The following is an 18,479-nucleotide window of genomic DNA, read 5'->3' as shown; positions in this document are numbered from 1 at the left end:
CAACCGTTCGACGGCGGAAACAACCGCTTGTCCGTCCTGCTCCGAACCTTATGCCATTAGGATGAACAGACGCGGGCGCGCTTTTGCGCCGAACCGAATCAACGCAGACTCAACGCCCGTTCAGGACGCCCAACCGATGAAATCGCTCTCCCTTACCCTCTTTGCCGCCGCCAGCCTGACGCTGTCGGGTGCGGCCTTCGCCAAGGCGCCGCATTGCGCCAAAACCGGTGATGCCGCCGTCGCCGGCCTGTTCGACCAGTGGAATGCCGCGCTGGCCACGAACAGCCCGGACAAGGTCGCCGACCGCTACTGGCCGGACGCCGTCCTGCTGCCGACGGTCTCGAATACGCCGCGCACCGATCGCGCCAGCATCCGTGCCTACTTCGTCGACTTCCTGCAGAAGCACCCGCAGGGCAAGATCGACACCCGCACGATCAAGATCAACTGCAATACCGCCGTCGACATGGGCACGTACACGTTCACGCTGAAGGACAAGGACGGCCAGTCCAAGCAGGTCGCAGCGCGTTACACCTATGTGTACGAAAACCGCGGTGGCACTTGGAAGATCCTTCACCACCACTCGTCGGCGATGCCGGAGTCGGTCGCCAAACAGTAAGCAGCCCCCCGAAACCGCCAGCCAGCCTGGCGGTTTTTCATTTCGGAAAGCCGACAGGCGGCAGGGGCGATTCGCTCGTCAGGAATATGCTAAGTGAATCAATTGCTTGGCCTCGACCATGCGACTGCTCCGCCCTCTCGCCGGCACGCCGAACCGGCTCGCGCTCTCGCTCACGGTTCTGTATGTACTGTGCGGCTACGGGAGCGTCTTGCTGGCGCGGCTGGCGGCGGGGCCCTTGCCGGTCCTTGATTTCGCAGCCGGCGCCGGCCTGATCTGCCTGCTGCTCGGCGGCCGTCGCGGTTACCTGAGCGTCTGGCTCGGCAGCGTCATCGTCCAGCTGCCGCAACTGGCGATGATGCTCGAACTGCAGCCGGCGCTGCTGCTCGCCGGGCTGCTGGCGCTGGTCAGCACCGCCGAAGCCCATCTGGCGCGCATCGGCTGGCGCAACAGCGAAATGCGCATCCGTCACCCGCTGCTGCGCGAACCGCGCGAACTCGCCCATTTCTGGCTCCATGTGGCAATGCTGCCGCCGCTGCTGACCCAACCCGTGCAACTGCTGTTGCTGAACCTCGCCGGCCTCGGCGGCGAGCGCGGCTTCCTCGAAACCGGCTGGTATCTGTTGATGCTGGTCCTCGGTCATGCCAGCGGACTCTTCCTGCTCGGGCCCTGTTATGCCGGCTGGCGCGACCGGGGCCGCTGGCCGCGGCTGCTCTCGCTCCCCTGGTGGTGGATTGCCGCCTTCATTGCCGTACTGGCCAGCGCCTTTCTCGTCTACCGCCACACGCTGATGCTGGTGCTGCCCCTGCTGCTGGTGCTGGCAATCCAGTACGGCCTGCCCGGCACCGGACTGGCCATGGTGCTGCTGGCCGTCGCCAGCGTGACCGCCACCGCACGCGGGCTGGGGATTTTCGCCGGCGGCATGCCCGGATTGTCCTACCTGAACCTGCAGGTTTTCCTGTTCTCGACCGGCTTCATGCTGCATTACCTCGCGCTGGCGCAATCGCTGCTGCTGCGTCACCGGATGCGGCTCGAAGCCGAAGTCATCGCCCGGACCGAAGCGCTGACGGCCAGCAACGCCAAGCTGGCCGAGCTGGCGACCATCGACGCGCTGACCGGCGTTCGCAACCGGCGCGAATGGCTGCGCCGCGCCACCGAACAGTTGCTGCAGGCCCGGCGCTATCCGGCGCCGATGAGCGTGCTGGTGCTCGACCTCGACCACTTCAAGCTGATCAACGACCAGCACGGCCATCATGCCGGCGATCTGGCGCTGATCGCCGCCTGCGATGCGTGCACCGCTTCGCTGCGCGCCAGCGACAGTTTCGGCCGCTGGGGCGGCGAGGAATTCGCCGTGCTGCTGCCGGCCACCAGCGAGGAGGAATCGCGCCGCGTCGCCGAAAAACTGCGTCAGGCCGTCGCCGCCATCTGCATTTCGCTCGATACCGGCGCCGTCGTTCGCATTACCGCCAGCATCGGCATGGCCTCGCTGCGCGACGACGACCACGACCTCGAACGCCTGATCCGCCGCGCCGACGACGCACTGTATCGCGCCAAGCGCGGCGGCCGTGATTGCGTCGTCTGCGACAGTGGCGAAGCGTAGAATGGGCCTCCCATTCCCGAGCGTCCGTTTGCCATGTCACTGCGTGCCGTCGTCTTCGATTTCGGCGGGGTCCTGTTCGACTGGAACCCCGACTATCTGTACCGCAAGCTGATTCCCGACGAGGCCGAGCGGCGCTGGTTCCTCGAGCACGTCTGCAGCCCGGCATGGAACCTGCAGCAGGATGGCGGCCGCCCCTTCGGTGAAGCGGAGGCGGCACTGATCGCCGAGCACCCGCAGCACGAAGCGAACATCCGCGCCTTTTTCAAGCGCTGGCCCGAGACGCTGGCCGGTACCCTCGCCGATGGCGTCGCGCTGATGGAAGCCCTCGAGGCCGCCGACGTTCCGCTGTACGGGCTGACCAACTGGTCGGACGAAACCTTTCCCTACGCATGGGCGCACTATCCGCTGTTGCACCGCTTCCGCGACATCGTCGTCTCCGGCCGGCTCAAGCTGATCAAGCCCGATCCGGCGATCTACCACGAGATGCACGGACGCATCGGCCGCGATCTGCCCGGCGTTGCCGCGCACGAACTCGCCTTTATCGACGACAATCGCGACAACGCCAACGCCGCGACCGCGCTCGGCTGGCACGGCATCCACCACACCAGCGCCGCTAGGACCGCCGAACGGCTGCGCCAGCTCGGACTGGATTTCTGATGACCGCGCCCAAACCCCGCATCACCATCCTGTACTGCACCCAGTGCCAGTGGCTGCTGCGCGCCGCGTGGCTGGCGCAGGAACTGCTGACGACCTTCGTCGACGACATCGGCGAAGTCGCGCTGCAGCCCGGCAGCGGTGGCGTGTTCGAAATCCGCGTCGACGGAGCGCTGGTCTGGGAGCGCAAGGCCGATGGCGGCTTCCCCGAGGCCAAGGTACTCAAGCAACGGGTACGCGACGTGATCGCCCCCGACAAACCGTTGGGCCACAGTGATCGTCCGGCCTCCTGACGCCGCGACGATGCTGTGTTAGCGTTTCGCTCATGAAACCGCTTTACCTGCTGCTCGCCGCCCTGCTCCTGCCCGCGCTTGCCCACGCCGACATCTACAAGTATGTCGACGAAAACGGGCATGTCACCTTCACCAATACGCCGATGAAGGGCGCGCAGCGCATTTACGTCGACTCGATCTCGGTCATTCCGGGTCCGAGCAGCAGCAAGCCGCGCACCAAAACCGCCGGCACCACCACGCCGCGCGTCAGCAGCCCGTCGCCGGCCGACTTCCCCAAGGTCGACGCCGCCACGCAGAAAAGCCGCGACAGCAACCGCAGGCAGATCCTGCAGGACGAGCTGGGCAGCGAAAAGACCGCGCTCGCCAATGCCAAACAGGCGCTGGCCGACGCGGAAAACACGCGGACAGCCGAAGAAAAGGCCAACCCGCAGCGTTATGTCGAACGCCTCGGCCGGCTGCGTGACGCCGCCGTCACGCACGAAAAGAACGTCGCCGCGCTGACCAACGAGCTCAACCGGCTGCGCTGACCCCGCTCGCTGAAGACGCACTGCGCGCAGCGCAGTCGCACGCTGCTGCATTCCGGCTCGCCCGCACGCGCAATGCACTACTATGGTGCATTGCCACTTTCGCGATGCCACGCTCGCCGTGCATTCCGTGCCGTTTTTCCCTGGCCCGGTAATTGCTTAACGAGAGCATGTCATCCATGCCACGGTGTCCAGCATGCACGACCCTCATTTTTGCGGCCTCGATTATCTGGAAGCAGCGGTGCTTGCCGTGTCCAGCGAAGGCGCGCTGTTGTACTTCAACCCCGCTGCCGATGATCTGCTCGGACTGAAAGGCGAGCAGCTCGGCCTGCCGCTGGCCGCCTGCCTGTCGCCGGAAAGCGCCATCGTCGCCGCCGTCGGCACCGCGCTGGCCAAGAACGTCAGCATCACCGAGTACGAACTGCTGCTGCCGGTTGCGCACGGTGACGCCTACGTGACGCTGAACGCCGCGCCGATCGAGCTGGCCGGCGACACGGCGGCGCTGGTCGAAATCCGCCAGATCGACCAGCAGCGCCGCATCGCCAATGAAGAACGGTTGCAGGCGCAGCAGCAGGCCAACCGCGAGCTGATCCGCAACCTCGCGCACGAGATCAAGAACCCGCTCGGCGGCATCCGCGGTGCGGCACAGCTGCTGTCGGCCGAACTGCCGAACCCGCATCTGAAGGAATACACGCAGGTCATCATCGAGGAATCGCAGCGGCTGCAAAGCCTGCTCGACCGGCTGCTGACGCCGCACCGGCTGCCGCAGTTGTCCGAGCTGTCGATCCACGAGGTGCTCGAGCGCGTGCGCAGCGTCGTGCTGGCCGAAACGCCGAACGGCCTCGCGGTCCGCCGCGACTACGACACCAGCCTGCCCAACCTGATCGGCGATCGCGAACAACTGATCCAGGCCCTGCTGAACATCGTCCGCAATGCCGTGCAGGCGATGGCCGGCGTCGGCGAGATCGTGCTGCGCACCCGGATCGCGCGGCAGGTCACGCTGAACCGCAAGCGCTTTCCGCTGGCGATCCAGGTGATGATCGAAGACAACGGCCCGGGCATTCCCGAAGCGCTGAAGGACACGCTGTTCTATCCGCTGGTTTCCGGCCGCCCCGGTGGCACCGGCATCGGCCTGCATCTGGCGCACACCTTCGTCAACCAGCACCACGGCAGCATCGAGTTCGACAGCCGCCCCGGTGAAACCTGCTTTACGCTGCTGCTGCCGCTGAACGGCTGGCAGTCGGCCCGAACCCTACAAGGAAGCACACCGTGAGCACAGTCTGGATCATCGACGACGACCGCTCGATCCGCTGGGTCTTCGAGAAGGCGCTGACGCGCGACGGCATCGACCATGCGACGTTCAGCTCGGCGACCGAAGCCATCGACGCGCTGACGCGCGCGACGCCGGCGGCCATCGTCAGCGACATCCGCATGCCCGGCGAATCGGGGCTGACCTTCCTCGAACGCGTGAAGCAGGATCATCCAGGCCTGCCGGTCATCATCATGACCGCGCATTCGGATCTCGAAAGCGCGGTCTCGGCCTTTCAGGGCGGCGCCTTCGAATACCTGCCCAAGCCGTTCGACATCGATGCGGCCATCGCGCTGATCCGTCGCGCGATGCAGGAAGGCGAACGCCAGCTCGGCGAGGATGTCGTACCGGTCACCGCACCGGACATCCTCGGCCAGGCACCGGCAATGCAGGACGTGTTCCGCGCGATCGGCCGGCTGAGCCAGTCGGCCGCGACGGTGCTGATCACCGGCGAATCGGGTTCAGGCAAGGAGCTGGTTGCCCGGGCGCTGCACCGCCACAGCCCGCGCGCGGCCAAACCGTTCATCGCGATCAACTCGGCGGCGATTCCGAAAGACCTGCTCGAATCGGAGCTGTTCGGCCACGAACGCGGTGCGTTCACCGGCGCCGACGCGCGCCGCACCGGCCGCTTCGAGCAGGCCGAGGGCGGCACGCTGTTCCTCGACGAAATCGGCGACATGCCGTTCGACCTGCAGACGCGGCTGCTGCGCGTGCTGTCGGACGGTTTCTTCTATCGCGTCGGCGGTCATTCGCCGATCAAGGCCAACGTCCGCGTCATCGCCGCGACGCACCAGAATCTCGAAACCCGGGTCAAGGAAGGCGTGTTCCGCGAGGACCTCTACCACCGGCTCAACGTGATCCGGCTGCGCTTGCCGGCGCTGCGCGAACGGCGCGAGGACATCCCGCTGCTGGCACGCTACTTCCTCGGCCGCTCGGCGTCCGAGCTCGGCGTCGAGGCCAAGCGCCTCGCCGACGATGCAATGGCCAAGCTGGCCGGCTTCACCTTTCCGGGCAACGTGCGCCAGCTCGAAAACCTCTGCCACTGGATCACCGTGATGGCGCCCGGCGCCGTCGTCACCGTCAACGACCTGCCGCCGGAACTGTTCGACGGCGATGCCGAGACCGAAGCGGCGGTCAGTGGCGACTGGCGCCGGCTGCTGGCGCAGGAAATCGCCTTGCGGCTGGCGCGCGGCGACGCGCGCGTGCTCGACGACATCGTCCCGGCCTTCGAGCGCACCGTGATCGTGCAGGCGCTGACGCACACCGGCGGCAAACGCATCGAGGCAGCCGAACTGCTCGGCTGGGGCCGCAACACGCTGACACGCAAGATCCAGGAACTGGGGATGGAGGACGCGCTCTAGCCGTTCAGCAACGCTCGGCGCCGATCAGCAGCAACATCGGCCGTTCGCGCTCCTCGGCCAGTGCCGCGTTGGCGGCGACCTGCGCATCGGTCGGCGACCATTCGATCAGCTCGGTGATCACGAAACCGTGCCGGCGCAGCAGGGCAAACCAGCTGCCGATGGTCCGGTGATACTTGATCACGCCGTCGGCCAGCCAGTTCGTCGTCCGCTGCCCTTCGACCGAATAGCCGTCAACCGGCCAGGTTTTCTTGCCGGCAGCATCGACAATCCAGCCCGGATTCGCCGGTGCCATGTAGACCGGATGTTCGACCGAAAACACCAGTCGCCCCCCCGGGACCAGGGCGCGGTGCAGCATGCCGAGCAGCGCCACCACGTCGTCGATGTAGTGAAGCGCAAGCGAGCTGTAGACCAGATCGACGCTGGCATCTGCCAGCGACAGTGTTTCCAGCCCGCTGCGCAGATAGCTGATCGCTGCACCGGCATCAGTCATGTCGGCCGCCTTGGCCAGCATGTTGGCCGAAACGTCGACGCCGAGGACCTCGGCCGCCCCCTGCCCGCTCGCCCAGCGGCAGAACCAGCCGAAGCCGCAGCCGAGATCGACAACCCGGCGCGCGTTCAGGCCCGGCAGCAGCGCCTGCAGTGCGGGCCACTCCGGCGCACCGTCCAGCCCTTCCTGCGAACGGCGCAGCTGGCTGTAGCCGGCGAAAAAGCCCGGATCGTCGTAGATGTTCTGCGCCATGGTGTTTCCCCTGTTGAAGGTGGCGGGCGGGAAAGAAAAAGCCAGCCCGCAGGCTGGCTTTGTCGCGATCAGACCGCAGCGATCAGGCAGTCAGTTCGAGCAGCTTGTCGAATGCGTCGTCGAACAGCTTCAGGCCTTCGCTTTGCAGTTGCTCGCCGACGAGGTTGAAGTCGATGTCGAGCTTGCGCAGTGCGGCCAGCGTCTGCACCGCTTCGTCGATCCTGGTATCGAGGCGGTCGGCGGCGACACCGTGATCACGGAACGCGTCCAGCGTGGCGTCCGGCACGGTGTTGACGGTTTCGGCGCCGATCAGCTCTTCAACATACAGCACGTCCGAGTAGGCCGGGTTCTTGGTACCGGTCGACGCCCACAGCAGGCGTTGCGGGTGTGCGCCCAGCGCCTTGAGCTTCTCGAAGCGGGTGCCGTGGAACAGCTGCTTGTAGTGCTGGTACGCGACCTTGACGAAGGCAATGGCGCTCTTGCCGCGCAGTGCCAGCGCTTCCGGGCTGCCGATGGCGTCGAGCTGCTTGTCGAGCAGTACGTCGACACGCGACAGGAACACCGAAGCAACGGCCTGAACGTGGTCGACCGGCAGGCCGGCAGCGGCACGGGCTTCAAGGCCGCGGATGTAGGCGGTCAGCACGTCGTCGGTCTGCTTGAGGCTGAACATCAGCGTGATGTTGACGTTGATGCCGGCGGCGATCAGCTGTTCGAACGCCAGCACGCCGGCGTGGGTGGCCGGGACCTTGATCATCGCGTTCGGACGGTTGATCGCGGCCCACAGGCGCTTGGCGGCGGCGATGGTGCCGAGCGCGTCGTTGGCCAGATGCGGCGAGACTTCGAGGCTGACGTAGCCGTCGAGGCCCTTGGAGTTGTCATACAGCGGACGGGTCAGGTCGCACGTGGCCTGGATGTCCGGCACCACCAGCGCTTCGTAGCGCTGCTCGGCGGTCAGGTCCTGCTTCTTCAGCTCGGCCAGATCGCCGGTATAGAGCGGGTCCGACGAGATCGACTTGTAGAAGATCGCCGGGTTCGAGGTCACGCCAGCGATGCCGTCGTCGTCGATCAGTTTCTGCAGGGCACCGGACTTCAGCAGGCCGCGGGACAGGTTGTCCAGCCAGATACGTTGACCGAAGGGCTTGATGGCAGCAATTTTGCTCATGACGTGAACCTCATACTCGTGGATGAAGAGAAGGCCGCCAGCGCCGGCATGCCGGGGTAGCGTCAGCAGCGATTATCTGACGGCGGCATGGGTTTGACCTTGCGCTGGGGCAAAGTGCCCGGATTGCGGGCTTCACTTGATTGTGCCAGAAATCCACCGGCACGGAGTCAGGCGCAAGCCCGCTCAGATCTCGGCAAGCAGTCGCTGCATCGGGAAACGGACCGCGAATTCGCTGCCATGGCCCAGCTTCGACTGGATCGCCATCTGTGCCTGATGCCGCTGCAGGATGTGCTTGACGATCGCCAGCCCGAGACCGGTACCGCCGGTCGCGCGCGAACGGCCACGATCGACGCGGTAGAAACGCTCGGTCAGCCGCGGCACGTGCTCGGGCGCGATGCCGATGCCGGTATCCTGGACCGCGAACACCGGCTGGCCGTTGTCGATGCGCCAGTGCAGCGTGATCGTGCCGCCGTTCGGGGTGTAGCGGATCGCGTTCGACACGAGGTTGCCGAAGGCCGAGTGCAGTTCGTCGTGGTTGCCGATCAGCCGCGCCGGCACGATGGAGCCGATCGCGACGGTATGCCGCCCCTGTGACAGCCCTTCGGCCTCGACCGCCAGCAAACGCATCAGCTGCGGCACGTCGACTTCTTCTTCCTTCATCTGCATGCCGTTCTCGAGCCGCGAGAGCGTCAGCAGGTCGTCGACCAGCCGCTGCATGCGCTGCGTCTGGTCGTACATCAGTTCGAGATGCTTGTTGCGCGTCGCCGCGTCGACGTCGGGCATGTCGAGCATGGTTTCGATGAAGCCGCCGACGACCGTCAGCGGCGTGCGCAGCTCGTGCGAGACGTTGGCAATGAAATCCCGATGGACCGTCTGGATGCGGTCGAGCTGGGTGATGTCGCGCGACAGCAGCAGCTTGCGGGTCGAATCGAACGGCACCATCTGCACCGTCAGCACCTGGTCGACCGGCCGGGTCAGCCGCAGCATCAGCGGATGGGCGAAGTCCTGGCTGCGCAGGTAATCGCGCAGGCCGGGCTGGCGAATGATGTTGGTGATCACCTGCCAGACATCGGCGACGCGGTCGATGCCCAGATGCTGGGTCGCCGCCTGATTGCACCACTCGATCCGGTCGTGCTCGTCGAGGATCAGCACGCCGTCGGGCAAGGCTTCGCCGGCGCTGGTGAAGCGCTCCAGCGTCGCGGCCAGCCGCTCCTGCTGCTTCTTCTGCAGCCGCACCTGGTCGTAGAGCTTGTCGAACAGGTCCTGCCACAGCAGGAAGCTCGTCGGCACGCGATCGACTTGCGGGTCCTGCATCCAGCGGTGCAGGCGGCCGAGATTGTAGAGATGGAACAGCGCCGAGCACGCCACCACGACGAGGGCGAAGATCAGCCCCCACTCGGTGCCGGCAACGGCACCGATGAACAGCGCGATCAGCGCCACCGAGAGGTAGTAAATCAGGGAACGCAGCCAGAGCATCATGTTCAGCGCCAAGCGCGTCTCTCAGGGAATCGTGGAGCGATTGTGGCACCCCGGCCAGACAGCGGCGATGCCAAATCGTTACGACGGGGTGATAGGAGCGCGCTTACTGCTGCGCGGAGAAGCGATAACCGGTGCCCCGCACCGTCTGGATCAGCGCGTCGAAACCGGACGATTCGAGCGCAGAACGCAACCGGCGTATGTGCACGTCGACGGTCCGTTCCTCGACGAAGACGTGATCGCCCCAGACCTGATCGAGCAGCTGGGCGCGCGAATGCACGCGTTCGGCGTGGGTCATGAAGAAGTGCAGCAGGCGGAACTCGGTCGGCCCCAGATCCAGCGGCTTGCCGTGGCCGGTGACGCGATGCGTGGTCGGGTCGAGGCGCAGGCCCTGGACATCGACGACATCGTCGGTCACCTGCGGCGAGCGGCGGCGCAACACGGCCTTGATCCGTGCCTGAAGCTCACGCGGGCTGAACGGCTTGGTGATGTAGTCGTCGGCGCCGGTTTCCAGCCCGACGATCTTGTCCTGTTCGTCCGAGCGCGCGGTCAGCATGATCAGCGGAATCGTCTTGGTCCGCTCCTCGGCGCGCAGCTTCTTGGCGAAGTCGATGCCGGACATGCCCGGCAGCATCCAGTCGAGCAGGATCAGGTCGGGCAGCGCGTTGCGAACGATGCCCATCGCCCCTTCTACCGAGTCGGCGCGCATCACGTGGTGGCCAGCCTGAGTCAGATTGAAGGCAATCAGCTCCTGGATGGCAGGTTCGTCTTCGACGAGCAGGATATTCGCAGGCATGGTTTGTTCCCAATTGGCATTGCGTGATTTGTGGCGAGCGTAATGCCTTCATGTGAATTTAATATTACAAGTCTTGGCGCCCTGACGCATTTTGCAAGCCGCGTCGGACGCGACGCCCCGCACCCGCTCGCGTTATCATTGCAATCTGTTCCCAGACGCCTCCTTCCCATGGCCGGACTTCAAGCCCACACGCCGCAACCGACCGCACTGACTTTGCATCAGGGCCGTCGCCTGCTCGACATCGCCTTCGACGACGGCTCGGCATTTTCGCTGCCGTGCGAGTACCTGCGCGTTTACTCGCCGAGCGCCGAGGTTCGCGGGCACGGCAACCCGGTGCTGCAGGTGGGCAAACGCAACGTCAACATCGTCGCGATCGAGCCGGTCGGCAACTACGCGGTCAAGCTCGTGTTCGACGACGGCCACGACAGCGGCCTGTACTCGTGGGACTGGCTGTTCGAACTCGGTCGCGACCAGCCGCAATTGTGGCAGGCCTATCTGGACCAGCTCGCGGCCCACGGTGGCAGCCGTGACCCATCGGACAGCAGCAGCCGTGATCCGCAAGATTGAATACTGAATACCGGGTGATTGAATGACTGAGCAGCAAACGCATTTCGGCTACAAGACCGTCAACGAATCGGACAAGGCCCAGAAGGTTGCCGAGGTGTTCCACTCGGTCGCGCAAAAGTACGACGTGATGAACGACCTGATGAGCGCCGGCCTGCATCGCGCCTGGAAGTTCTTCACCATCGAGACCAGCGGCGCACGTCCCGGCAACAAGGTGCTCGACATCGCCGGCGGCACCGGCGACCTCAGCAAGGCCTTTGCGAAGAAGGTCGGCAAGACCGGTCAGGTCTGGCTCACCGACATCAACAGCTCGATGCTCGGTGTCGGCCGCGACCGCTTGCTCGACGCCGGCTTCGCCGTGCCGGCCGCCCAGTGTGACGCCGAAAAGCTGCCGTTTCCGGACAATTACTTCGACATCGTCTCGGTCGCCTTCGGCCTGCGGAACATGACGCACAAGGACAAGGCGCTGGCCGAGATGCACCGCGTGCTCAAGCCGGGTGGCCGGCTGCTGGTGCTCGAATTCTCCAAGGTCTGGGCGCCGGTCAAGCCGGTGTACGACCTGTACTCGTTCAAGCTGCTGCCGCTGATGGGCAAGCTGATCACCAACGACGCCGAGTCCTACCAGTATCTGGCCGAGTCGATCCGCATGCACCCGGACCAGGAAACCCTGAAAACGCTGATGCAGGATGTCGGCTTCGGCCGGGTCGAGTACCACAACATGAGCGCCGGCATCGTTGCGCTGCACAAGGGCTACAAGTTCTGATGCTCGCCGGCCTGCTCAACCGCCTGTTCGATCGCGACGCTGCGGCGCGCTTTGAGCTCGCGCGTTTCGACGGCCGGATCGTCAGGCTGGTGTTTCCGGCCATCTCGGCCACGCTGCAGATCGAAGCCGGCCGATTCGTCGCCAGCGACGCGGTGCCCGAAGCGACACTGACGCTGGGGCTGCGCTTTTTCGCCACGCTGCCGTTCGACCGCACCGGTGCACAGCGCCAGCTGCAGCTCGACGGTGATGCCCAGCTCGCCGCCGGCGTCGGCCGCGCGCTCGGGCAGGTGCGCTGGGAGCTGGCCGACTCGCTGTCGTCCTTCGTCGGCGACGTCGCTGCCCAGCGCATTGTCTGGCTGGCCGGCAAAGTCGGCGGCGTGCCCGGTGCCATCGGCGCACGCATGGCGGCGCATCTGATCGAATACTGGCGCGACGAGGCACCGCTGCTGGCGCACCGGCTCGAGGCCCAGCGCCACTTCATCGCGGTCGACACGCTGCGCGACGATCTCGCGCGGCTGGAAAAGCGCCTCGCCCTGCTCGACCAGAAAACCGCCGGGAAATAATGCGCCTGCTTCGTCTGTTCAAGATCGCCCGGGTCGTCCTCCAGTACGGACTCGACGAATTCCTGCTCGGCCACGAGCGCGTCCACGGTCTGCGCAAGCTGATCAACGGCGTGTGCTTCTGGCGCAAGCTCGACAAGCCGCGCGGCGAACGGCTGCGACTGGCGCTCGAAGACCTCGGCCCGATCTTCGTCAAGTTCGGTCAGGTCCTTTCGACCCGCCGTGACCTGCTGCCGACCGACCTCGCCGACGAACTCGCACTGCTGCAGGACCGCGTCCCGCCGTTCTCCGGCAACACCGCAGTTGCGGCCATCGAGGCCGGCCTCGGCCAGCCGCTGGCGACCCTCTACGCCGAATTCGACCGCACGCCGGTTGCCAGTGCGTCGATCGCCCAGGTCCACCGCGCCACGCTACCGGACGGCCGTGCCGTCGCGGTCAAGGTGCTGCGGCCCGACATCCTGCCGGTGATCGAGTCCGATCTGGCGCTGATGCGGGTGATGGCCGGACTGGTCGAGCGGCTGTTCGCCGACGGCAAGCGGCTGCGCCCGCGCGAGGTCGTCGCCGAATTCGACAAGTACCTGCACGACGAACTCGACCTGATGATCGAGGCCGGCAACGCCAGCCAGCTACGGCGCAACTTCGCCGGCTCGACCCAGCTGATCGTGCCCGAAGTGTTCTACGACTGGACCTGCCGCGACGTGTTGACGCTCGAGTGGATGGACGGCACGCCGATCAGCCAGATCGACACGCTGCGCGAGAACGGCATCGACCTGAAGAAACTCGGCCGTTACGGCGTCGAGATCTTTTTCACCCAGGTGTTCCGTGACGGCTTCTTCCACGCCGACATGCACCCGGGCAATATCTTCGTCGCCGCCGACAACCGCTATATCGCGCTCGATTTCGGCATCGTCGGCAACCTGTCCGACGTCGACAAGCAGTATCTGGCGATCAACTTCCTCGCCTTCTTCAACCGCGACTACCGCCGTGTCGCCAGCGCCCACATCGAGTCGGGCTGGGTGCCGAAAGAGACGCGGGTCGAGGAACTCGAAGCCGCGGTACGGACCGTGTGCGAGCCGATCTTCGACAAGCCGATTTCGCAGATCTCCTTCGGCCAGATCCTGCTGCGCCTGTTCGAAACCAGCCGGCGCTTCAACGTCGAGATCCAGCCGCAGCTGGTGCTGCTGCAGAAGACGCTGCTGAACATCGAAGGCCTCGGCCGCCAGCTCGACCCCGACCTTGACCTGTGGGACACCGCCAAGCCCTTCCTCGAGCGCTGGATGAACGAACAGATCGGCTGGCGCGCGCTGGTGCGCAACCTGAAGCACGAAGCGCCGCAGTGGGCGGCAATGCTGCCGACGCTGCCGCGCAAGCTCAACGAGCTTGCCAGCACCAACCACGTCGAACTGATGGTGACCGGCTATCAGGGGCTGATGTGGGAGCAAAAAAAGCGCAACTGGCTGCTGGGTACCATTGCCGCTTTGCTCGGCGGCCTGTTGCTGACGCTGTGGCTGCGCTGAGCCAACGTTTACCTTCCGTCGAATCCCATGATCAAACGTAGCGCCCAATCGATTCTCACCACCTGGCTGGCCGGTCTGCTGGCCCTGCTGCCGCTGGCATTGACGCTGGCCCTGCTCGGCTGGGTCGTCAGTCTGCTCAACAGCTATGTCGGCCCCGGCAGCCTGATCGGACGCATGTTCTCGGCCGTCGGCCTGCAACTGGTCGACAATCCCTACCTTGCCTATCTGGCCGGTACGCTGCTGCTGATCATCGCGATCTACCCGCTGGGCATCGCGGTGCAGTCGGGGCTGAAAAAGCCGCTGGCCAAGCTGGTCGATTTGACGCTGCGACGGATTCCGCTGTTCGGCAGCCTCTACAACATGGCCGACCGTTTCGTCGGCCTGCTGGACCAGAAACAGGAAGCCGACATCGGCGCAATGAGCCCGGTCTGGTGCTTCTTCGGCGGTGATGGCGTTGCGGTGCTGGCGCTGATGCCGAATCCCGAACCGGTCAACCTCGACGGCCGGCTGTATCATGCGGTGCTGGTGCCGACGGCGCCGGTGCCGATCGGTGGCGGCCTGCTGTATGTGCCCGCCGACTGGGTCAGGCCGGCCAATATCGGTGTCGACAAACTGACCAGCGTCTACGTTTCGATGGGAATCACCCCGCCGCCCATGCTACGCAGTGGCAAGGCGACCCTCAGCGGCGACACCCGCCTCGACTGAGCGCCAGCCGGCGCCCCACCGTTCATCGACTGTCATCCTGGCGGGCCTGCCGGCTGTCGGATCCTGCCTGCCGGTCCCGCTTTTGCATCAGTCCAGCCGTGCTGAGCCCGGGCCTGATGCGTTGTGACGTCCGTTCAGGCGACGTTGCCTTCCGGCGTTTCTCCGCTGGCCTGCAGGCTGGCGCACAGGCGTTCATGGCCATCGTATTGCTGAATCAGCGCCGGGCCGCGCGCCTCGAGCGCGCCGCGCAGGGTAGCGATATCAAACAATGCATTCGGCTTCGTTTCCATGATGGTTTCCTTGTGACATGACATACACCTGCATTTTATGCTGCCATGCAGCATTTTTTATATAAGTGTTAATTATGCCGTTTGAAACTAAACAGTCATTTATTCTCGGCACGTCCCGGACATAAAAAAACGGGCAAGCCCAAAGGCCTGCCCGTTCAAGGTCTACAACAGGATTCTTGTTACTGGATCGTGCCTGCCGGCAGCGTCGGATACTCCTGCTTGACCGCGTAGGTCTTGCCGCCGACGGTCACGACATAGTTCGACGGGCCGGAGATCGGCAGGTAGTAGTTCAGGGTGATGTCGATCTTCGCACCCGGGGCAACGGTCTGCCAGCTCGGGGTCGAGAACTTGACGTGGTGGAAGTCACCCTTGAAGCCGCCGACGTTGCTGCCAGTGTGCTCCGACGACACGACCTTCAGGCCGGTACCGGACTGATCGCTCATGTTGTTCGGTGCAGCCACCGGGTAGTCGAACTCGATCACGGTACCGCCCGGCAGCGTTGCACCGGTGTTGTTGGTGATGCTGAGGTACGGGTTGATCGGGTAGTTCTGGTCACCCAGCTTGAAGTTGGTCAGGTCGAACTTCAGGTCGATCTGCTGAGCCGGCATGGCGGTCTTCGCACGCTTGTTGCCGTACGGCGAAGCATTGCGGAAGTTGGTCGCCATCAGCTTCGTCAGGGTCGAACCCGGTACGTACTGACCCTTGGTGCCGTTCAGATTGGTCTTGTTGGCGTCATACGCGTAGTCGCCAGCAAATTCCCAGATCATCAGACCACCAACGCCGTTGTTGATCACCCACTCGGCCTTCTTCTGGATCGATTGCTCGTCCTCGGTCGAGATGAAGACCTTCTTGCTGGCGTTCCACAGCCACGGCGCCACCAGGGTCGCGTCGTAGTTGCGGGCGTAGCTGCCAACCAGGTCGGTTGCCTTCAGGCCGAACTGCGGCAGGTAATCGCCGGCAATACCGTTCTCGAGGTTCTTGGCGTGCCACATCGGGTTCGAACCGGCGCCCATCTCGTTGCCGTTCTGATCCTTGTCGTGCCAGATGTTGTCGATACCCAGTGCACCCAGACCGCATTCGGTCAGGCCCGGACCGCAGTTGCTCGACTTCGGCGAGGTGCCCCACAGACCGTTGGTACCACCGGTCACGTCCTTGTGGCCGCGGGTGTAGTACGGCACACCGGCGTTGATACGGCCACCCGGCAGCGCGCCGCGGAAGTAGTGGTAAGCCCAGTCGGTGTTCAGGTAGCCGATGCCACCGTACTGAGCCGAGCTGTAGACCGACCACTTGGCGAGTTCGGCATCCTTGCCGTCGTCGAACAGTGCAGCGTTCGGACCGACGAACTCGTTCCATGCGCCGTGCAGGTCATACGTCATCATGTTGACGTAGTCGAGGCTCTTGACGGCCTGGAACGACTCCATGCCACGCAGCAGGTAAGCCGACGACGGCGATGCGATGGTCAGCATGTAGTACTTGCCGTCCGCCACAGCAGCCTGGTCGAGCTTGGTGCGCAGGGTTTCCAGCAGTGCGCGGTACGACGCTTGCAGACCCTTCAGACGCGGGCTCGACACGCTCCAGTCGAGCGGGTTGCCGGCCTTGTCCATCGTGGTCGGATATTCGTAGTCGATATCCGCGCCGTCGAAGCTGTACTGACGCAGGAAAGCGACGACCGAGTCGGCGAAGGTGTTGATGCCGGCCTGGTTGACCGAACCGTCTGCATTGGTGGTCATGGTGTAGAAGCCACCCGAAGCGACACGGCTGCCGTCAGCAGCGAAGTAGCCGCCGGTTTCAGCCCAACCGCCGATCGACACGAGGGTCTTCACGCCAGGGTGCTGCTTCTTGAACTTGTTCAGCTGGTTGAAGTGACCCTTGTACGGCAGGCTCGGATCCATTTCGGCACCCGCAACGGCCGGTTTGCCGTCGGAGCCGTCCCACACCATGCCGGTCGATTCGTTGCCGGCTGCGGTGGCATTGACCGACACCTTGTTGCTGCCGTCAACGTGCGCAAACGCGTAGTTGATATGGGTGATGTCGTTCCAAGGAATGTCGGACGCGAGGTAGGACGGCAGGCCGTTCTTGCCGGTACGCCAGTTGGTGAAGTAACCGATGATGCGGCGCTTCAGGCCATTCGGCAGGATTTCGCGGCCATTGGTGTCGTAGACGGTGCAATACGGCACGTTGGCGACCGTGGTCACCAGCCCATCCGGGCGGCAGGCTTCCTGGCCGCTCGGCGTCGGGGTCGGAACCGGGGTCGGCGCAGGCGTCGGAACAGGTGTCGGAGTCGGAACCGGGGTCGGCGCGGGCGTCGGGGTCGGAACCGGAGTCGGAGTCGGAGTCGGAGCCGGGGTCGGTGCAGGCGTCGGAGTCGGGGCCGGGGTCGGTGCAGGCGTCGGAGCCGGGGTCGGAGCCGGGGTCGGAGCCGGGGTCGGAGCCGGGGTCGGCGTCACGTTGCCTTGCAGTTCCCACGGACCGTACTGGTCAGCACCCGGAATATTGTTCTGTGTCCACCACTTGGCCTTGTAGGTCGCGCCGTTGTAGCTCACGCACTGACCGGCGGTGTACACCGCAGTGTTCGACCAGGCGGCACAACCGCTCGGGGTCGGCGCCGGGGTCGGCGTAGCAGTCGGGGTGGGCGTCGGAGCCGGCGTCGGGGTAGGTGTCGGAACCGGAGTCGGCGCAGGCGTCGGAGCCGGAGTCGGCGTAGCGGTCGGCGTCGGGCTCGGCGTACCGGTGCTGGCACCGATCAGCTTCCACAGCGTCGGGCTTGCGGCCGGATTCCAGTTGGCACCGACATAGGCGGTGTGGGTCACCAGCGCCTGATAGTCATTGCCGCTGTACGACACATACGTGCCAGCGGTGTAAGTCTGGCCTTCCTGCCAGGCCGGGTAGGCCGCGTAGGCATGCACTGCGAACAGCGCGGCCGGGATGGCAGCCAGGGTGAAACGGTTAAAACGGGACATGGAAGCGTCTCCTCGTTATTGGTTTTGTTCAGGCCAACAAGTGGTATTAGCCGTGAACGCCACTGCCGTTATATTTGAGTAAGAAAACTCAAGGAAGGCATTGCCAGACCCGTAGTAATTCCGAGCCCATGCATGGCGAAGCTTGATTACTCGTGAACGCACCCAAGCTGTCAAGGCACCGCCCGGCGGGGGGTTGAACGGCATGTAATGTACGAGCCAGCGCAGCAGTTTTCACTACAAACTGAAACCTGCGCCTTGGCGGAATCGATTCGCCAACTTTTCGCAACAGACTGATATACCTAAGGTAATTCCCTACTCGCGCTACAGACGATTCCGGCGAAAACAACAGCTGGTTGTAGTTTTTCACCTGCTTACTTGGTAGTCAGATGCATTCGCAGACCAGCACTACCGTTCATCTCCGATCAGTAGCAGCGCGTTTCGGGCAAACGCAACAGCCACTTCAGTCACATAACTTTCACAATTCTTTCACTATTTTTTGCCGTTAGAAATGATCGATCTCCCTCCGACCGCCGCGAATGCCTTGTCCGGATGACACCGGCAAGTGGTATTAAGCTGGCGTCTCCGGACGTCTC

At 64.5% G+C, this 18,479-nt stretch carries 18 protein-coding genes; 12 read left to right on the top strand and 6 right to left on the bottom strand.

The features are described from left to right. Positions 1-136 precede the first annotated feature (136 nt). The 7 genes from JMJ54_RS09400 (at position 137) to ntrC (ending at position 6,354) form a co-directional block, all read left to right on the top strand. On the top strand, positions 137-616 hold the full coding sequence (locus tag JMJ54_RS09400) for an SgcJ/EcaC family oxidoreductase (protein WP_203538089.1): 480 nt from the start codon (positions 137-139) through the stop codon (positions 614-616). Between the two features lie 118 nt (positions 617-734). Beyond that, the gene (locus JMJ54_RS09395; protein ID WP_203538088.1) at positions 735-2,213 is read left to right on the top strand and encodes a GGDEF domain-containing protein; all 1,479 of its coding nucleotides are present in this window, start codon (positions 735-737) and stop codon (positions 2,211-2,213) included. Positions 2,214-2,246: 33 nt separating this feature from the next. Beyond that, positions 2,247-2,870 (top strand): HAD family hydrolase, encoded by a 624-nt coding sequence (locus JMJ54_RS09390; RefSeq protein ID WP_203538086.1) that lies wholly within the window; start codon positions 2,247-2,249, stop codon positions 2,868-2,870. After that, complete coding sequence (locus JMJ54_RS09385) at positions 2,870-3,160, top strand: Rdx family protein (protein WP_203538084.1); 291 nt, start codon at positions 2,870-2,872, stop codon at positions 3,158-3,160. Before JMJ54_RS09390 ends, JMJ54_RS09385 begins: the two co-directional genes overlap by 1 nt. Positions 3,161-3,192: 32 nt before the next feature. Beyond that, positions 3,193-3,687: a DUF4124 domain-containing protein gene (locus tag JMJ54_RS09380; protein ID WP_203538082.1), complete on the top strand. Its 495-nt coding sequence runs from the start codon at positions 3,193-3,195 to the stop codon at positions 3,685-3,687. A gap of 193 nt (positions 3,688-3,880) precedes the next feature. Next, positions 3,881-4,957: a nitrogen regulation protein NR(II) gene (gene glnL, locus JMJ54_RS09375; RefSeq protein ID WP_203538080.1), complete on the top strand. Its 1,077-nt coding sequence runs from the start codon at positions 3,881-3,883 to the stop codon at positions 4,955-4,957. After that, positions 4,954-6,354, top strand: a complete 1,401-nt coding sequence (gene ntrC, locus JMJ54_RS09370) for a nitrogen regulation protein NR(I) (RefSeq protein WP_203538078.1) — start codon at positions 4,954-4,956, stop codon at positions 6,352-6,354. Before glnL ends, ntrC begins: the two co-directional genes overlap by 4 nt. A gap of 4 nt (positions 6,355-6,358) precedes the next feature. On the opposite strand, the gene JMJ54_RS09365 is transcribed toward ntrC, so the two are convergent. The 4 genes from JMJ54_RS09365 to phoB all read right to left on the bottom strand — a co-directional run bounded on the left by JMJ54_RS09365 (position 6,359) and on the right by phoB (position 10,527). Next, positions 6,359-7,093: a class I SAM-dependent methyltransferase gene (locus tag JMJ54_RS09365; RefSeq protein ID WP_203538077.1), complete on the bottom strand. Its 735-nt coding sequence runs from the start codon at positions 7,091-7,093 to the stop codon at positions 6,359-6,361. Positions 7,094-7,175: 82 nt separating this feature from the next. Next, positions 7,176-8,255 carry a transaldolase gene (gene tal / locus JMJ54_RS09360; RefSeq protein ID WP_203538075.1) on the bottom strand — a complete coding sequence of 360 codons (1,080 nt, stop codon included), beginning with the start codon at positions 8,253-8,255 and terminating at the stop codon, positions 7,176-7,178. A gap of 183 nt (positions 8,256-8,438) precedes the next feature. Continuing rightward, on the bottom strand, positions 8,439-9,734 hold the full coding sequence (phoR, locus tag JMJ54_RS09355) for a phosphate regulon sensor histidine kinase PhoR (protein ID WP_238999994.1): 1,296 nt from the start codon (positions 9,732-9,734) through the stop codon (positions 8,439-8,441). A 103-nt stretch (positions 9,735-9,837) separates the two neighbouring features. Further along, complete coding sequence (phoB, locus tag JMJ54_RS09350; protein WP_203538073.1) at positions 9,838-10,527, bottom strand: phosphate regulon transcriptional regulator PhoB; 690 nt, start codon at positions 10,525-10,527, stop codon at positions 9,838-9,840. Positions 10,528-10,695: 168 nt separating this feature from the next. On the opposite strand from phoB, the gene JMJ54_RS09345 reads away from it, so the two are divergent. The 5 genes from JMJ54_RS09345 to JMJ54_RS09325 are packed head-to-tail and all read left to right on the top strand — an operon-like array spanning position 10,696 to position 14,636. Further along, positions 10,696-11,094 carry a gamma-butyrobetaine hydroxylase family protein gene (locus tag JMJ54_RS09345; RefSeq protein ID WP_203538071.1) on the top strand — a complete coding sequence of 133 codons (399 nt, stop codon included), beginning with the start codon at positions 10,696-10,698 and terminating at the stop codon, positions 11,092-11,094. 22 nt (positions 11,095-11,116) lie between these two features. After that, positions 11,117-11,854, top strand: a complete 738-nt coding sequence (gene ubiE / locus JMJ54_RS09340; RefSeq protein ID WP_203538069.1) for a bifunctional demethylmenaquinone methyltransferase/2-methoxy-6-polyprenyl-1,4-benzoquinol methylase UbiE — start codon at positions 11,117-11,119, stop codon at positions 11,852-11,854. After that, positions 11,854-12,417, top strand: coding sequence for a ubiquinone biosynthesis accessory factor UbiJ (locus JMJ54_RS09335; protein ID WP_203538067.1), 564 nt, complete (start codon positions 11,854-11,856; stop codon positions 12,415-12,417). Before ubiE ends, JMJ54_RS09335 begins: the two co-directional genes overlap by 1 nt. Then, a complete protein-coding gene (gene ubiB / locus JMJ54_RS09330) occupies positions 12,417-13,931 on the top strand; it encodes a ubiquinone biosynthesis regulatory protein kinase UbiB (protein ID WP_203538065.1) in 1,515 nt (504 codons plus the stop codon). The genes JMJ54_RS09335 and ubiB overlap by 1 nt, the downstream gene beginning before the upstream one ends. A 27-nt stretch (positions 13,932-13,958) precedes the next feature. Next, positions 13,959-14,636, top strand: coding sequence for a DUF502 domain-containing protein (locus tag JMJ54_RS09325; RefSeq protein ID WP_203538063.1), 678 nt, complete (start codon positions 13,959-13,961; stop codon positions 14,634-14,636). 134 nt (positions 14,637-14,770) lie between these two features. On the opposite strand, the gene JMJ54_RS09320 is transcribed toward JMJ54_RS09325, so the two are convergent. Together JMJ54_RS09320 and JMJ54_RS09315 are read right to left on the bottom strand one after the other, a co-directional pair. After that, a complete protein-coding gene (locus JMJ54_RS09320; RefSeq protein ID WP_203538061.1) occupies positions 14,771-14,926 on the bottom strand; it encodes a hypothetical protein in 156 nt (51 codons plus the stop codon). Positions 14,927-15,105: 179 nt separating this feature from the next. Beyond that, entirely contained in the window at positions 15,106-17,886 is a 2,781-nt protein-coding gene (locus JMJ54_RS09315; RefSeq protein WP_203538059.1) for a chitinase C-terminal domain-containing protein, read from the bottom strand. Between the last annotated feature and the right edge of the window lie 593 nt (positions 17,887-18,479).

The sequence above is a fragment of the Jeongeupia naejangsanensis genome, assembly GCF_016865585.1.
Lineage (GTDB): Bacteria > Pseudomonadota > Gammaproteobacteria > Burkholderiales > Chitinibacteraceae > Jeongeupia > Jeongeupia naejangsanensis.
The sequence above is the reverse complement of the archived record's forward strand: the minus strand, read 5'-3'. Positions and strand labels throughout refer to the sequence as shown.

Excerpts from the sequence above, each read along its gene's own strand:
- JMJ54_RS09400 (WP_203538089.1), top strand. The coding sequence starts at position 137 with ATGAAATCGCTCTCCCTTACCCTCTTTGCCGCCGCCAGCCTGACGCTG.
- JMJ54_RS09395 (WP_203538088.1), top strand. The coding sequence starts at position 735 with ATGCGACTGCTCCGCCCTCTCGCCGGCACGCCGAACCGGCTCGCGCTC.
- JMJ54_RS09390 (WP_203538086.1), top strand. The coding sequence starts at position 2,247 with ATGTCACTGCGTGCCGTCGTCTTCGATTTCGGCGGGGTCCTGTTCGAC.
- JMJ54_RS09385 (WP_203538084.1), top strand. The coding sequence starts at position 2,870 with ATGACCGCGCCCAAACCCCGCATCACCATCCTGTACTGCACCCAGTGC.
- JMJ54_RS09380 (WP_203538082.1), top strand. The coding sequence starts at position 3,193 with ATGAAACCGCTTTACCTGCTGCTCGCCGCCCTGCTCCTGCCCGCGCTT.
- glnL (WP_203538080.1), top strand. The coding sequence starts at position 3,881 with ATGCACGACCCTCATTTTTGCGGCCTCGATTATCTGGAAGCAGCGGTG.
- JMJ54_RS09365 (WP_203538077.1), bottom strand. The coding sequence starts at position 7,093 with ATGGCGCAGAACATCTACGACGATCCGGGCTTTTTCGCCGGCTACAGC.
- tal (WP_203538075.1), bottom strand. The coding sequence starts at position 8,255 with ATGAGCAAAATTGCTGCCATCAAGCCCTTCGGTCAACGTATCTGGCTG.
- phoR (WP_238999994.1), bottom strand. The coding sequence starts at position 9,734 with ATGATGCTCTGGCTGCGTTCCCTGATTTACTACCTCTCGGTGGCGCTG.
- phoB (WP_203538073.1), bottom strand. The coding sequence starts at position 10,527 with ATGCCTGCGAATATCCTGCTCGTCGAAGACGAACCTGCCATCCAGGAG.
- JMJ54_RS09345 (WP_203538071.1), top strand. The coding sequence starts at position 10,696 with ATGGCCGGACTTCAAGCCCACACGCCGCAACCGACCGCACTGACTTTG.
- ubiE (WP_203538069.1), top strand. The coding sequence starts at position 11,117 with ATGACTGAGCAGCAAACGCATTTCGGCTACAAGACCGTCAACGAATCG.
- JMJ54_RS09335 (WP_203538067.1), top strand. The coding sequence starts at position 11,854 with ATGCTCGCCGGCCTGCTCAACCGCCTGTTCGATCGCGACGCTGCGGCG.
- ubiB (WP_203538065.1), top strand. The coding sequence starts at position 12,417 with ATGCGCCTGCTTCGTCTGTTCAAGATCGCCCGGGTCGTCCTCCAGTAC.
- JMJ54_RS09325 (WP_203538063.1), top strand. The coding sequence starts at position 13,959 with ATGATCAAACGTAGCGCCCAATCGATTCTCACCACCTGGCTGGCCGGT.
- JMJ54_RS09320 (WP_203538061.1), bottom strand. The coding sequence starts at position 14,926 with ATGGAAACGAAGCCGAATGCATTGTTTGATATCGCTACCCTGCGCGGC.
- JMJ54_RS09315 (WP_203538059.1), bottom strand. The coding sequence starts at position 17,886 with ATGTCCCGTTTTAACCGTTTCACCCTGGCTGCCATCCCGGCCGCGCTG.